Raw genomic sequence first — 14,589 nt, forward strand, 5'->3', positions numbered from 1 at the left:
TCTTTGCTCAAAAGTTTTATCCTGTTCTTTCTTGTAATTGAGATCTTCCTGATCTTTATTTTCTATCATTACTATAAAATAGAAGAAGAACATACAAGAGAAAACCTTTTTTTGGAAATGAAGAATTACAGTCTCTTTTTTGATGATGACCGCTTTGATATCGATGTTGTTCAACGAGATCAAAAAAGTAAATTTTATGAATTATATTTTGATAAGGATTCACTCTTTATCCTAATCCCTTTCCCTACGGAGAAAGATGACCTTCTCAAAGTTTTTTATCCCAAGAAAAAGTATAAAGCACTTTTATATACCATTAAGCTCTCCATACTTTGGCAATTTCTTTTCCTCTCTTTTATCGCTGTCCTGATCTCACTTTTGTTCTCTTTCTATGTACTCAGCCCTTTACGTCAGTCTTTACAGCTTTTAGAAGTTTTTATCAAAGATATCATCCATGACCTCAATACTCCTCTTACTTCCATCCTTATCAATCTCAAAATGATGGATGCTAAAAATGAAGAGGTGGAAAGTATCACTAACAGTGCAAAAACCATCTCTATGCTACATCATAATCTTGATGCTTATCTCAAAGAGATAGCTTTTGAAAAAGAAAAATTTCATCTTGAAAAAATGATAAACGAACAGATTGCTTTTTTTGCTCCGATGTATCACTATCTTGATTGGGAGATAGACATACAGGATAGCATTATAAAAAGTGATAAAAATGCTCTTGCACGGATCATCTATAATCTGTTCAGCAATGCATGCAAATATAATACTTCAGAAGGCTTCATTAAAATAAAAACAGACAAAAACACTATCTCTGTCTCCAACAGCAGCTATGGTATCAAAAATCCTTCAAAAATATTCAGACGTTTTTACAAAGAGAGCGACAGAGGCCTGGGAATCGGATTGCATATTGTAGAACAATTATGTTTGCAGCTTAATATTGAAAAAAAACTGGAAGTAAAAGATAATATTGTCACCATACACCTGTACCTTGAGAAGGTAACATTGAAGTAACAAATATTTTTTATACTTTTGTTTATAATTTGATAGACAAAAGGAAAAAAATGATCAGAAAATATCTTATCGGGTCAACACTAACTGCATTGCTTTTAGTGGGATGTGGAGGGGGTAGCAGTGATACTGTTGTCTCAACAACAGGTTATTTAGTCGATTCAGCTGTAGCAAATATTGATTATGACTGTATTACAGATGGTGATTACAATAAAACAACAGGCATTGATGGTGCATTTACATGTAAAAACATGAATCAAGTTCGATTTAGACTTAATCATTTAGTACTTGGAGATATTTCTGCATTGCCGGCAGATGGATATGTTTTTCCTCAAGATATTGTAGGTGTAGCTAGAGATCAGATTGAAAATGAAGAAGTAACAGCCATGGCACAATTACTTCAATCATTGGATGAAGATTCCAATTTAACAAACGGTATTCAAATCTCAGAAGAGGCAAAAAGAACACTTTTGGAAGATGAGAATTTTACTGCGCCAAATCTTGATGAGTATGCCCATCGTGCTGCTATACGTGTCCGTACACAAACTGAGGCACAGGAACATTTAAGAGAAACCCTGCAGGAGATCGTACTGAATGAAGGAAATGTTTTTGACCTTTCACTCTATCCGGAGTCCAACTTGACAGATGCACAGAAATATACGATCGCCTTTATGTGGAATGAAGAGAAACTGGCAAAAGATATTTACCTTGCACTTAATAGTCTCTATCCTACCCATCAGCTTGAAACCATTGCAACACGGTCTGAAACAAAACATCAGGCATTGGTAGAGGAGTTGGTGCAAAGATATGATCTCAATATCACTAATCTGGTAGACTACTCAGAAAATTATTCTGAAGAGGAGTTAAGAGCATTTGAAGCGGGTGAATTCGGTATTCAGGCTATACAGGACCTCTATGATGCCCTATACAGTAAAGGAAGCCAATCCCAACAGGACGCTCTTGAGGTAGGATGTATGGTAGAAGTGACTGATATCAATGATCTCAATGAAGAAATTGCCATTGCCGAAGAGGTGAATGCTTCTGATCTTGTTGCTGTATTCAGCCATCTGCGTGATGGAAGTTACAATCACTATTGGGCATTCAACAGAGGGCTTCAAAACATAGGTGTAACTGAAGGATGCTGTGCTTTAGGTACGATTGATGGTGTGGACTATTGTCATAATGAATACCCACAAAACAATCATATGAACTGGTAAATACCCTTACGGAGAGTCATTTACTTCCATGTATTCCGATTATCCCATCCTGAATTAAACCAGGAGGGGATCATTCAAATCACTCTCCACTCTCTCCTGCTCTTGCATATATCTAAATTCTCTATAATAGGATTCACTTTTGGTTCACACTCTAGGATTACAATAAAGATATCCTTTCTTTTAAACAGCGAGGATTTCACTCAAAAGGATAGAAAATGAAAAAAGTTATTATGTTAGCACTATTTGCTTCGGCTACCTGGGCTGTAGATTTCAGTCAAATGAGTACAGAAGAGTTAATGGGCATGAGAGGTACCATTTCAGTCAGTGAACGACCGGTATTTAGAGCAGAGATGCAAAAAAGAATGCAAACGATGACCCCTGCAGAGCGTCAACAATTCATGCAAAGTCGTGGCAAGGGACAAGGGATGGGAAAAGTGAGAGGCATGGGTAAAGGTATGCAGGATAGACCTACTTTTGCAACCTTTGATCTTAACAATGACGGGAAAATCACACAAACAGAATTTTATGATGCTCAAGCCAAACACATGACACAAAAAGCCAACGAAGGCAAAATGATGAAAAATACGGGGAATGCACCTACATTTGAGAGTATCGATACCAATAAAGACGGCATCGTTACACACACTGAGTTCAATACCCATCAAATCAACCAGATGCAAAAAATGCGTCAGGGTGGAAAAGGTATGGGTAAAGGCATGATGAACTAGACTTAACATTTCAGTAAGAGTTTTGAGCTAAATGACTTAAAACTCTTACGCTTCTTCTACGCTATTTCTCTTTTTTTAGTAACATCCAAGTAACAATGCTGTTCTATAATTTAACTGTCTAGGAAGTATGACTTCTTAAAAAAGATTCAAAGGACAGACTATGAAAAAATTCATTTTAGCAGCAGGTTTATTGACGGTTGGCTTACTGGCAACAGACTTTTCTCAAATGACAATGGAAGAACTTAATGCTATGAGAGGGACAGTCTCAACAGAAGAGAGAGATGCTTTTAGAGCAGAGATGCAAAGCCGACTCCAGGCAATGACACCTGAAGAGAGACAAGCATATTCAGCAGAAAGAAGAAACAATTCAGATCAGGGCCAAGGGTCAATGCAAAGGCTTAGGGATGGTTCCGGTGGCGGTATGATGCACAGAGGTGGCGGTAAAAGATAATCTACCTGCCATTATGAGGGATTAGTCTCCCTCTTTCTCCTCGCCAAAAGTGTTTTTCAACCCTTGTATCAAAATTTCTTTTTCTACATCAGATAATCTTGCTTCAGGATGAGCTAAAAGATAAGAGGTTAAAGGCATTTCACCCTCTTCTACTTCTTCAGCTGCATCTTTACCTTCATTTTTCTTTTGATGTCCCCAGGCAGAAACATTAAAGTGTTCTCTCCCCTCTTTCACATGATGAAACAGAGACCAGGATATCGGTGCTATATTGCTATACCATGGCCATTTTGTTTCATAAGAATGACAATCAGCACATGCCCGATTGAAAAGTTTCTTTGTCTCTTTTGTATCCCATTTAGGCTCTGCAACCACAGGCGGATTGGTATAATCTTTACCATATGGTATAAATTGTATAAGTACAAAAAGAACCACAACACCAAATAAAAACTTTTTCATCTTTCTCTCCTGCTAATTAATTCTCATATCATATTCACTCACTAAAGCTTCACTCTTGGCGAAAAGGAGTCATTTTGACTCCCAAAGTGTATGGTATACTATAGCATACACTATATAGTACGAATTTTCTCCTCTTTCACCGTCCATATAAATACAATAGGGATAAACACTAACGTCATAAATGTCCCCACAATAAGTCCACCTATAGCAACCGCTCCAAGTGGTGCCAGTCTTTCCAGCCCTATGGCTGCTCCCTGTGCTACAGGCAGCATACCGACAGAGACGGCAAAAGCTGTCATGAGTACCGGTCTTGTACGGATCTTGATGGACTCAAGCATCGCTTCACGCTTATTCATTCCTGCCTGTATCTGTTCCAGGGCAAAATGTATGAGCAAGATGGCGTTGTTTACAATGACCCCTGAGAGCAGCATGAATCCCATCATCGCAGGCATAGAGACATGGTACCCTATCGTAAGCATTGTCCAAGATGCACCTATAATAGTAAGCGGGATGGAGAAGAGTATCATCAGCGAAATCTTTACATTGGCAAACATTACGATAAGTGTAAAAAAGATAAGTACCACTGCAACAATAATCGCTCCTGCCATACGCTCAGCTGATGCCTTAAACTGTTTAATATCGCCTATCTGCTCCAGCTCTACACCTTTAGGCAGTTTGACCGACGCTAACTGTTCTTCAAAGTTTGCCATAATGTGAGAGATTGCCGCTTTTTCTCTGTTCCCATAGACTTCAAGCGTATATTGCAGATCTTCCCTTGTAATAAGACTTGGCTCTTTTTTAGAGTCGAGTGTAGCGATTTTATTGAGAGGAATCTTTCCTTTAGGGGTATCAATAAGCATATTTAACACTGTGTCGAACTGGTCTATCTGCTTCTGAGGCAACCATACTCTTACTGTATAATCCATACTATTGGCTTTAGGGAAACTTGCTACCGGTACTCCACGAAGAGCGAGTTGAAGCTGGGCAGTTACGTCTGAACGGCTCAAACCATAACGCATCGCTTCTGCTTCATCTATCTTAAGATTATAAACCACTTTATCCATATCCCAAGTCGTAGAGGTAGAGACCACACCTTTTGTTTTAGATAAAGCCTTTTCAACCTTGTCTCCTGCCTCTTGCAGCAGGTTGATATCTGAACTACTTAACTTGGCATCTACATTGGACCTGATGCTTGCTAAGGCAGTTGCCCCATAAGGGGTAATATCCAGATATTTCACATTTGGTATTTTAGAGATCTCTTCTCTCAGGGCTTTTGCAATTTGCCAAATATCATCTTCTCTTTTGTATCTGTCTACATAGGTTGCAACAATAGCAATATGATCTATACCACTTCCACTACCGATACTTAGCACTCCGGCTTCACTACCGATACTTCCGGATATTCTCAAAAGTTCACCCTGCTCTTTGATGATCTTATTGACCTTTTTCATAATGGCTTCACTCTTTTCTATAGGTAGATTAGCTTCCGTAGTAATATTAATATTCACTCCACCCGTATCCATAGGTGGCATAAGCTCCTGACCTACAACCGGCATAACCAACTTTACTGAAGTCACAAAAAGTGCAATAAGTACAAATACCGAGACAAACCCTAAAAGTTTAGAGTCAGTAATGGCACGAACAATATTTGCAAAGAACCCTTGGATATAGTCATTCGCTCTACCGATCACAGCATGAAACCACCCTTCTATTCTCAGTAAAAGAGGATTTTTAATAGCCAAAATATACAGTGAAAGCAAAGGTACTGCAACAATTGAAATAAAATAAGAAGCAATTAAAGCTAAAAGTAGTGTTCCCACTAAAGGTGCAAAAACTGTTTGAGGATATCCACCCACAAAAAGCATCGGAGCAAGGGCTATCATAGTAGTTACAGTACCACTGAAATCTGCAAACATGATCTCTTTGGTTCCATCGAATACGGCATCATGGATATCCTTACCCAATTCACGGTAGTGCCTCTCGATATTCTCCATCACCACTACTGTGTCATCCAACAACAGCCCCAACGCCAAAATGATCGCAGTCAGTGTCACTACGTTAAAGTCTATGCCCACAAGCCACATAAGAGCAATGGTCGAAGCATACACAAGAGGAATTGTCACAAGTACTACAAGTATCTGACGGAAGCTTGCCAAAAATAGGAAAACTACGATCGTGGACATGACAATAGCATCTCGAAGTGACTCAAACATATTCATGGTGCTTTGTTCAATGGTCTCTTTTTGTGTATCACTCACTTCAAAATTAATGTTGGGGTATTTGGCTTTAAACTCCTCCATCATCCCTTCAACTTTATCAATGGTCTTGATCACATCTGCGGTGATTGAACGTTGAACAGAGAGTGCGATTGCCTCTTTTCCATTTCCAAAATAAGCTGCAGAGTTCTCATAATGTCCGAAATAAACCTCAGCTACATCTGAAAGTTTTACATCACTGCTGATAGGAAGAGCTCTTAACCTGTCTACCTTCTCTCTTTTACCTTGGGATTTAAGCAAATATCGATGCTCTTCATTACTGACAAATCCTACAGCATACTCATTATCATTCTTTTGAAGTGTAGCGATCACTTGTCCCAATGAGAGATGGAAACTATCCAGCTTCTCTTTATCAATGATGATCTGTAACTCTTTTTCATACCCACCGAAAATATCTACATTGGCTACCCCTTTGGTTTTAAGAAGTTTATGTTTGATCTCACCACTTGCAAGGTCACGAATATCCTCCAATGTCAATGAGGTGCCCTCTTTAGGTGACATTGCCACTACAAGTACCGGTGCTGTGGCTTCCGTAATCTTAATGATCTGAGGCTCTTTAATATCTTTTGGCAGTTTTGCACGTATTTTAGACAGTGCATTGGTTACATCATTGACTGCAGTGTCAATGTTCTTACTGTACTCAAACTCTGCGCGGATCACAGTCACTTCATCAATAGTGTTGGAATAGGCACGACGTATCTCATCGAGAGCATAAAGCTCCTCTTCTACAGGTACGGCAATATTACTCGCCATCGTTTTGGCAGAAGCTCCCGGTTGCACAATAACAAGGGCAACTTCAGGATAGTTTGAGTTGGGAAAAAGGTTGCGGTGTATCTTTCCGTATCCCATGATACCGGCCAGCACAAAGAGAGCTAAAAAAGAGATAATGATATGAGGTTTTTTCAGAACCTTCTCTACCCAGGTAGTAGACTCTTTACTCATTTTTTTGCTCCTATGATCTCTACTTTATCGTAGGCAGGAAGCTGTGCAAGTTTCACTTCACTTGCTTGTGCTATAGGCATTGAAGGACAAGGAGAAATTAAAATACGATTACCCTCTTGCATCTGCACATCCACTTTCAATGGAGTGAACTTGCCATCTTCATATCCCATGATGAATGTACCCTCTTTTTTATGTAAAAGTGTATTGTCCGGGATCACACATCCTTTAGCTCCTTTTGTTAGAACTTCAATATTAATACTGCTTCCTACCGGCAGATTCACCTCTTTACTAAGTATCACCTCTGCACTTACCAAACCGTTTTGGGATGTAGTATAGATGGATTTGACACGACCTATCTTCTCAGCATCCCTAAATACAGGTTGATCTTTTACAATATTTGTGTTTGTTGTCGGAGCATAAGAAAATACCAGTTTTTTTACACCATTGCTCATGCTGAGAATAGGCTTGCCTGAAGCTGCAAGATCACCTTCATGAAGGAAAAGCATATCTATCTCTCCATCAAACGGCGCTACGATCTGAAGGTAAGAGAGTTGATGCTTGAGTTGTACTATTTTCTGTGTGGTATTTTCAAGAACTGACTCTTTTACTTTGAGTGATACAGCAGAGATATCCAACTTCTCTTTTGCTAAACCGCCTACCTTATAGAGCTTTAGATTTCTGGCATGGATGCTCTTTGCCAAGGCAAGATCATTACGTTGGGCACTCAAAGTCGCTTTAAGTGCCTCAATATTTGAACGTAACTCAATGGCATCAATACGTACAAGTACATCCCCTTTTTTCACTTTCTGTGACTCTTCCACAAAGACTTTTTCAACATATCCGGCCAATTTGGTTGAGAGGTTGATGCTTTTATCCGAAAGGATCTGTGCCAAGAAAGATACTTGGTTTTTCAACATTTCTTCTGTTGCTTTTACAACAGGTACGGTAACCGCTTCCACCGTAGGAAGTGCTTCATTGGCAACCTCAGCTTTCCTGCTTTCCAAAAGTCCTTTACCTTTCATTCCCAATGCTACAGCAGCGATCAAAACAACCACTGCAATTATCCCTTTTTTTATCTTCACTGTTTTACTCCTCTTTCCATTAAATAATCCAAATAATAGATACTTTTTTTATAGTTATATTTACTCTCTATCACTTTTGCAAGTGCCAATTGACTCTTCCCTTTTGCAAGAAGCAGGTCATTAAGGGTTGCTGCATCATTCTCATAACGCACCCTTTCGATCTTTTCACTTTTTTTGCTCAGACGCAGTTGTGCAGTATTGCCAAGATACTCTGCATGACTCTGTTTGATCTTCTCTACTGCCTGTGTTAAAAGTTTTTTCAGATCCAACAAGGTCTGTTCTTTTTGAAATATCGATTCCATCTTTGCAATTTTTGCTTTTTGTACATCAATGTCTCTTTTTCCAAAATCCACAAGGTTATATTTTACATTCACACCTACTTGCCAAAGTGTTTCATTGTCCCAATCTCTACTCGCTAAGTCTTCACCATAGTTTTTACCCACATAAGAGCTAAGATTTACCTGAGGGAGTTTAGCTGACCTGCTTTTGGCTATCACTTTATCTGCTTTTTTAAGTGCCATATCTTCCATCTCTACTTTTGCAAGAGTTGAAGCTTTTTTGTAGAGTCTAGATACAGAATAGTGCGGTTTTTTAACTTTTATGCGTAAAGGACTTACTCTTTTTACCCTTTTGCCTACAAGTGCACCAAGCGTAGCTTTTGTTATCTCTATATTCGAACGGATCATCTCTTGCTGTGTTTGAGAAGCACGTAAGTCTGACTGCGCTTTGATCAGATCGATCTCTGCTTTCTTACCTACTTTGACCTCATATCCTATCTGCTTGGTTAATTTTCTTAATGCATTGGTATAACTGCCTTGGGCTTTAAGTATCTCTTTTTGAGCCAAGACAGAGAGGTAGAGTGAACGGATATTATAAACCAGCTGTTCTTTGGTCAATTTTGCTTTAGCCTGAGACATCTGCCTGGCAATGCTGTCTATTTCTATCTGTCTGGTTTGTGCAAACCCCGTAAAAAGAGGAACAGCATAACTTAAACCTGCAGAAAAAAGGTCTTTTGTTGTTGTAACAGGTATGCCGCTTCCAATTGAAGTTGGAGAAAGCGGTGCAAGTGTTCGTTCAGTGTTATAATGTGTATAGTCTCCCACAACATTTAACTCTCCGTACTGCTGTACTCTGCTCTCTTTACGTTTGAGTTCGGACAACTCCATCTGTGCCTGACTCTGCTTTACCACTGTACTGTGTTTCGTTGCATACCCAATGAGCTCATTCAAAGTACTGCTGAACAAAGGCATTGTCAATAAAAGTATATAAAAAATACGTATCATATTCCCTCCCAAATTAGAAAACATTAGGATACAATACTAATCTGAACGTAAAGTGAATTCCTTAAGGTTTATTGAGGTAAGACCAACCTTTTCTTTACATCAAATTGATCTACATATTCTTTGATTGTTTTTTTCAAAGCTCTATCATCCAGTTCAAGTGCCTCTTTCATAGGGAATTTAAGAAAAAACTGGGGTGGCATAATGGAATTTTCTTTCCTGGGATTTTTCAAATATAGAAATATCGCTTCTTTGATACGTTCAGGAGAACTGTACTTCATCAAATACCGTTTATAGATCAGACTGCTGGGGATCTGCTGAGTTTGATGACAAAATACACAGGTATTATCCAATACCTGTCCCTGGTCAGATATCTGTTCTGCATATAAACACAAACTCAAAATACTGAATATCATGACTATTTTTTCCATTTTACTATCACCTCCGTTCCCTGATCTTTCTGTGAATTGATCTGAAGGACAAATCCATAGCTATGAACGACCTGATTGACAATATCCAGTCCTATACCAAAACCGCCTTCACTTTTATTTACCCGTTTGAAACGATTTAAGATCGTTTTTATATCCTTCTTTCCAATACCGATCCCTGTATCTGTTACACTGAAAAGATCCTCTGTAATTCTGATATGCAATGTACCGTACGGATTATTATATTTGATCGCATTGGAGATCAGGTTGTCAAGTAGCCGGATAGCATCATTCCGGTCCATCTGTAAAACAATATCCGAATCAATATCAGCAGTTACTTCCAAGCCTTTTGCTTCAGCCATTGCAGAAAAGTAGATCATACGTTCCTGCCCCAATCCGCTCATATCCAATGTTTCTATCTGTCGATGATAATGATGATTAAGATTGAGATAGGTAAGATCATCATATATCCGGCTAAGGGTTTTGGAAGCGATCTCTATACGTTTAAGTTCAGCTCTGTTCGCTTCACATTTTCCGAAGGTTTCTATCATTTCGACATTGGTAAGGATCGTGCTGATCGGTGTATTGAGCTCATGTGTGGTATCTTCAATGAAATGGTTCATTTGCTCTATGGAGTCACGCATAGGTGATACAAAAAGTCTTCCCAGAAAATAACCAAGTATAGAAAAAAAGATTCCTGCAGCAAACATAAATAAAATAATATTTTTTTGTAGGTTTTCAATAGGTTTGAAATCTATAGTTTTGGATACCAGCAAATAAGCAGCACCCAAATAGTAGGGTTCTATTTTAGAAATATAGTAAAGCTTTGTTTCATCTCTCTGATTATCTAACATCTGTTTTGTTTTAAATGTACCGAAGATATACTGTTTATCTATATCATAAATAGCTGATTCCATATCTTTGCTTGCAGGATATATCAATATTGCATCATTAGATTGGTGCAGTACTCTCAATTGGGATTTAATATGTTCAGATTCATATTTTATAGCTTCTCTCTGCCGGTCAAGCAAATGATGTTTTGCCGAAACATAAAATATCCAGGAAGCAAAAGAGAAAAGCAGAAAAGTTGAGCTTAAATAAATCAGTAAAAAGCGAACTAAACTTCTCTTCTCACTATGTAACAAAGCGATACCCTATATTTTTGATCGTTTCTATCTTCTCTTTACCTATGACCGATCGAAGTGTTTTAACATAAGTACGAAGTGAACCGGCACTTGGCTCTTCATCATACGCCCATAATGCTTCAAATATTTTCTCATATTCAACAAGTTCATTGGGGTATTGCAGAAAAAGAGCAAGCAGTTTTAACTCTTTGGTCTTCAAAGAGACCCGTTTATTTTTCTGTGTCAATAGCAACGATTTGATATCAAACAGCAGACCGTCTCCCAGATCTATCTTTTCTTCATGTGTCCCATAGGTACGTTTCAGCAGAGATTCTACCCTGACCAAAAGTTCTTTCAGTGCAAAAGGTTTACGAATATAGTCATCACACCCACTATCAAATCCCTGTGTAACATCTTTTACACTATTAAGGGAAGTAATAAAAATAGCAGGGGTATCCTTGCCCTCACTACGCAGTGCCTTTAAAAAATCAAACCCATTCATATGTGGGACTTTTACATCCAACAGCATCAGATCAATATATTTTTCATAAGCGATATCTTCTGCCTGTAATCCATCATATGCACAAAGTACTTGATAGCCTTTGAATTCGAGGAACTGCTTGACAGTATCACTCAGTTGCAAATCATCTTCAAGCAGTAGGATAGTTTGAGTCATCGTTTATCTGCCTTGACCTTTCCCAAATCCTTTTCCCTGTCCCATACCCCGAAAATTTGCAGGGGGAAAATTATCGAACATCCAACTTGTTATCTGTATAAGTTGAGCTTCTGTCACATTACCTTTTTGTGACGGCATCAAACCAAAACGTTGAATTTTTTGCGTCATACAGATCGCTTTCTCTTTTTGAGGGTCCAGCACATAATCCACCATAAATTTCACAGCTTCATTTTTCTTCGGATACGACATCTTTACATGTCTCATTACTCCCATGATTGGAGGTGCAACTATTTTGGATATATCAGCAGGTCTTGTTTTTGTATGACATATGGCACATTTAACATCAAAAAGCCCTTCAGCAGTTTCAGCCGCCTGTACAAAAGTCGTAAAGGCAGCAATAGTTCCCAGTGTCAATAATGTAGTTTTAAATTTCATAATACTCCTTTTTATTTTGAATACTTCTAGAAAAATATCGGACTTATACTCCATTGACTGTAACAGCCACTCTTTCTCCTGTTTTTGGCTTCAATCAGACAAATCCGACACTCTCCTGGCAAAAGTTATTCTCAATAGATGATAATCTACCAAAATGAATCAAATATGAACTTTCTCCAAATTTAAACTCACACTCGTACCTTTTCCTTTTTCAGATTGGATCTGAATCTCTATTCCTTCATCATCACAATACGCTTTAACCAAAGCCAGTCCTATTCCCTGACCTTCCTGTTTACTGTCACTTTGATAATAACGTTCATATACCCTGAGCAATTGTGTTTCATCCATTCCTATACCCTGATCCGTGATCATCAGGATACCCCTTTCCAGGGTGACCTCTATAAGTGACTCTTTTGAAGAGTACTTCATTGCATTCATTAGTAGATTATCTATCATCTTTTCAAAACCGATCTTGTCTATCTCAATGACCATCTCACCGACATCCAAAAAAAAGCGGTTTCTACCGAATGCCTCAAATATTTCTATCCGTTCTTTCAATAATGGCTCCAGCAAAAGTCTCTCTTTTTCAATAGGATGGATCTTTTTCTTAATGCTGTAAACCAACTCTTTATAAAGCCTTTCAAGTCTTACCGAAGAGGCCTCTATACGATCAAGACGCTGCAGGGATTTCTTATCCTCCCCGACACGTTTTCTAAGCATCGTACTGTTTGCCTTGATCGTAGCAAGAGGAATATTAAGTTCATGAAGTATTTCTGTACTGAGTTGAGAAAGATTTGCATCAAGTTCTGCCTTTGGGGCAAGGAGATGTTCAGCAATAATATATCCCCACCCTGCCGCCAATATAAGGACCAGGGCACTCACAATGAGAAAATTCGATTCTAAAAACCCCTCATTTTTCAGGAACCAATACATAAAACTTAAAAGTATGGCAACACTCGAAAGATAACTCAATGCTGCAAGAAGGGTCTTTTTTTTCATTTTAATCTGTTACCCATCTGTAACCCACTCCACGTACATTGGAGATATGTTCCGGGAAATATTTTTTCAACTGTGTAATGTATACTCTCAGTGATCCACTGCTCGCATTCTGTCCTGCTGCCCAAAGTCTGTTTTTAATCTCATCAATACTTACCACTTCTCCGTTCGCCTGCACAAGCAATACCAAAAGTTCAATAGCTTTCTGTGTTATATCAAGTGCCTTATCCTCAAAGTAGAGTATTTTCGCCGTTGTATCAAGACTGTATTGTCCTATACCCACTCTCTCTTTTCTAATTTGACGGCGAAGGACAGCCTGTATACGAAGTAAAAGTTCATCAAGATCAATAGGCTTTTTCATATAATCATCCGCCCCGGTACCAAACCCCCGGGTCAAAGAATCCTTGTCATCTCGTGAAGTCAAAAAGATCGCAGGGGTCATATCACCGCTATGACGCAACTTTTCCAAAAGGTCAAAACCATTTTCATAAGGAAGGTTGACATCGAAAAGATACAGATCAAACACATGCTTATAACTCAGCTCCAGTGCACTGTAAGGATCCAGCGCGCACTCTATCACATATCCTTCCTCTTCCAAAAAGTCTTCTAACGTTTCATTAAACAACCGGTCATCTTCCAATACAAGTATCCGTGCCAAAGCTTTTCCTTCTTTCCCCTATAATAATCCTGATCTTCAAATAAAATATTTATAGTCCTTTTTTAATACACTAATTGCAGGAAGCACTGAATTTCTATTTTAAGATTTTGGATATTATACCTCAATATTATTTATCATGTTATAATTTCATTCAATATCATATAAGGCTTACTCTTGAAAACCGGTCATACATTTTTCAAACATACTGAAGGGAGGATTTTAATTTTAGGCCTTGCCCTATTAGGCGGTTTTTTTCTGTGTATACTCTACTCTGCTCTTTTTTTCCCGAACTATCTGCAGCAGCTGCTCAGTATTACGGCTACAAATATCATTTTTGGAAGAATGGCAGGGCTCTCTATAGGGATCGCTTCTCAGATGGATACTTCTCTTCTTGTCATACTTAATTTTTTTATCGAATCAATTATGGTATTGATCCTCTACCCGCTTTTTGTACTGAATTGGCATAAACTTGGCCTCATTTCCTATCAACCGCTCAATCGGCTCCTGGAAAGTTCTAAAGAGAATGCGCATAAATATGAACCTGTCATTAAACGTTATGGCATGATCGGTCTCATTTTATTTGTATTGACCCCTTTTGCCATGACAGGGCCGGTAGTAGGGAGTTTTGTAGGATATCTGATCGGTTTTCGGCATCATGTGACTCTGTTTATTGTACTTTCCAGTACACTTATTGCTATCATATTATGGGTTTATCTGATCAAGAATTTTGAAGCCATACTGATCACATACAGTGACATACTCATGATAGGGCTTCTTATTGCTGCCACTGTCATGCTGTTATTGTATTTGGTAAAAAAGTAAT

Annotated in this window: 15 protein-coding genes; 5 read left to right on the forward strand and 10 right to left on the reverse strand. The window is 38.5% G+C overall.

Annotated elements, in window-relative coordinates:
• Positions 1-3 precede the first annotated feature (3 nt).
• The 4 genes from ACZ48W_RS05095 (at position 4) to ACZ48W_RS05110 (ending at position 3,413) form a co-directional block, all read left to right on the forward strand.
• Complete coding sequence (locus tag ACZ48W_RS05095) at positions 4-1,020, forward strand: sensor histidine kinase (RefSeq protein WP_464830277.1); 1,017 nt, start codon at positions 4-6, stop codon at positions 1,018-1,020.
• 50 nt (positions 1,021-1,070) lie between these two features.
• Positions 1,071-2,234 (forward strand): DUF2202 domain-containing protein, encoded by a 1,164-nt coding sequence (locus ACZ48W_RS05100; protein ID WP_464830279.1) that lies wholly within the window; start codon positions 1,071-1,073, stop codon positions 2,232-2,234.
• Positions 2,235-2,449: 215 nt separating this feature from the next.
• Positions 2,450-2,962 carry a DUF1104 domain-containing protein gene (locus ACZ48W_RS05105; protein ID WP_464830280.1) on the forward strand — a complete coding sequence of 171 codons (513 nt, stop codon included), beginning with the start codon at positions 2,450-2,452 and terminating at the stop codon, positions 2,960-2,962.
• 160 nt (positions 2,963-3,122) lie between these two features.
• Complete coding sequence (locus tag ACZ48W_RS05110; protein ID WP_464830282.1) at positions 3,123-3,413, forward strand: DUF1104 domain-containing protein; 291 nt, start codon at positions 3,123-3,125, stop codon at positions 3,411-3,413.
• Between the two features lie 21 nt (positions 3,414-3,434).
• Here the strand turns inward: ACZ48W_RS05110 and ACZ48W_RS05115 are convergent, their stop codons facing one another.
• The 10 genes from ACZ48W_RS05115 to ACZ48W_RS05160 form a co-directional block, all read right to left on the reverse strand.
• Complete coding sequence (locus ACZ48W_RS05115) at positions 3,435-3,869, reverse strand: heme-binding domain-containing protein (protein ID WP_464830283.1); 435 nt, start codon at positions 3,867-3,869, stop codon at positions 3,435-3,437.
• 110 nt (positions 3,870-3,979) lie between these two features.
• Positions 3,980-7,087 carry an efflux RND transporter permease subunit gene (locus ACZ48W_RS05120; protein ID WP_464830284.1) on the reverse strand — a complete coding sequence of 1,036 codons (3,108 nt, stop codon included), beginning with the start codon at positions 7,085-7,087 and terminating at the stop codon, positions 3,980-3,982.
• Positions 7,084-8,169: an efflux RND transporter periplasmic adaptor subunit gene (locus ACZ48W_RS05125; RefSeq protein ID WP_464830286.1), complete on the reverse strand. Its 1,086-nt coding sequence runs from the start codon at positions 8,167-8,169 to the stop codon at positions 7,084-7,086. Before ACZ48W_RS05125 ends, ACZ48W_RS05120 begins: the two co-directional genes overlap by 4 nt.
• Positions 8,166-9,452 carry a TolC family protein gene (locus ACZ48W_RS05130; protein ID WP_464830288.1) on the reverse strand — a complete coding sequence of 429 codons (1,287 nt, stop codon included), beginning with the start codon at positions 9,450-9,452 and terminating at the stop codon, positions 8,166-8,168. The genes ACZ48W_RS05125 and ACZ48W_RS05130 overlap by 4 nt, the downstream gene beginning before the upstream one ends.
• Positions 9,453-9,520: 68 nt before the next feature.
• Entirely contained in the window at positions 9,521-9,880 is a 360-nt protein-coding gene (locus tag ACZ48W_RS05135; protein ID WP_464830289.1) for a hypothetical protein, read from the reverse strand.
• Positions 9,868-11,022: a sensor histidine kinase gene (locus ACZ48W_RS05140; RefSeq protein WP_464830290.1), complete on the reverse strand. Its 1,155-nt coding sequence runs from the start codon at positions 11,020-11,022 to the stop codon at positions 9,868-9,870. The genes ACZ48W_RS05135 and ACZ48W_RS05140 overlap by 13 nt, the downstream gene beginning before the upstream one ends.
• Positions 11,012-11,677 (reverse strand): response regulator transcription factor, encoded by a 666-nt coding sequence (locus ACZ48W_RS05145; protein WP_464830291.1) that lies wholly within the window; start codon positions 11,675-11,677, stop codon positions 11,012-11,014. The genes ACZ48W_RS05140 and ACZ48W_RS05145 overlap by 11 nt, the downstream gene beginning before the upstream one ends.
• A gap of 3 nt (positions 11,678-11,680) precedes the next feature.
• Positions 11,681-12,112 (reverse strand): hypothetical protein, encoded by a 432-nt coding sequence (locus tag ACZ48W_RS05150; protein WP_464830292.1) that lies wholly within the window; start codon positions 12,110-12,112, stop codon positions 11,681-11,683.
• A 159-nt stretch (positions 12,113-12,271) separates the two neighbouring features.
• Positions 12,272-13,111, reverse strand: a complete 840-nt coding sequence (locus ACZ48W_RS05155; protein WP_464830293.1) for a sensor histidine kinase — start codon at positions 13,109-13,111, stop codon at positions 12,272-12,274.
• A 1-nt stretch (position 13,112) separates the two neighbouring features.
• Positions 13,113-13,766, reverse strand: coding sequence for a response regulator transcription factor (locus ACZ48W_RS05160; RefSeq protein WP_464830294.1), 654 nt, complete (start codon positions 13,764-13,766; stop codon positions 13,113-13,115).
• 174 nt (positions 13,767-13,940) lie between these two features.
• Here ACZ48W_RS05160 and ACZ48W_RS05165 point away from each other — a divergent pair, with 174 nt between their 5' ends.
• Entirely contained in the window at positions 13,941-14,588 is a 648-nt protein-coding gene (locus tag ACZ48W_RS05165; RefSeq protein WP_464830295.1) for a small multi-drug export protein, read from the forward strand.
• Position 14,589: the final 1 nt, after the last annotated feature.

The organism is Sulfurovum aggregans, from assembly GCF_055385215.1.

Excerpts from the sequence above, each read along its gene's own strand:
- ACZ48W_RS05100 (WP_464830279.1), top strand. The coding sequence starts at position 1,071 with ATGATCAGAAAATATCTTATCGGGTCAACACTAACTGCATTGCTTTTA.
- ACZ48W_RS05105 (WP_464830280.1), top strand. The coding sequence starts at position 2,450 with ATGAAAAAAGTTATTATGTTAGCACTATTTGCTTCGGCTACCTGGGCT.
- ACZ48W_RS05110 (WP_464830282.1), top strand. The coding sequence starts at position 3,123 with ATGAAAAAATTCATTTTAGCAGCAGGTTTATTGACGGTTGGCTTACTG.
- ACZ48W_RS05115 (WP_464830283.1), bottom strand. The coding sequence starts at position 3,869 with ATGAAAAAGTTTTTATTTGGTGTTGTGGTTCTTTTTGTACTTATACAA.
- ACZ48W_RS05120 (WP_464830284.1), bottom strand. The coding sequence starts at position 7,087 with ATGAGTAAAGAGTCTACTACCTGGGTAGAGAAGGTTCTGAAAAAACCT.
- ACZ48W_RS05130 (WP_464830288.1), bottom strand. The coding sequence starts at position 9,452 with ATGATACGTATTTTTTATATACTTTTATTGACAATGCCTTTGTTCAGC.
- ACZ48W_RS05135 (WP_464830289.1), bottom strand. The coding sequence starts at position 9,880 with ATGGAAAAAATAGTCATGATATTCAGTATTTTGAGTTTGTGTTTATAT.
- ACZ48W_RS05145 (WP_464830291.1), bottom strand. The coding sequence starts at position 11,677 with ATGACTCAAACTATCCTACTGCTTGAAGATGATTTGCAACTGAGTGAT.
- ACZ48W_RS05150 (WP_464830292.1), bottom strand. The coding sequence starts at position 12,112 with ATGAAATTTAAAACTACATTATTGACACTGGGAACTATTGCTGCCTTT.
- ACZ48W_RS05155 (WP_464830293.1), bottom strand. The coding sequence starts at position 13,111 with ATGAAAAAAAAGACCCTTCTTGCAGCATTGAGTTATCTTTCGAGTGTT.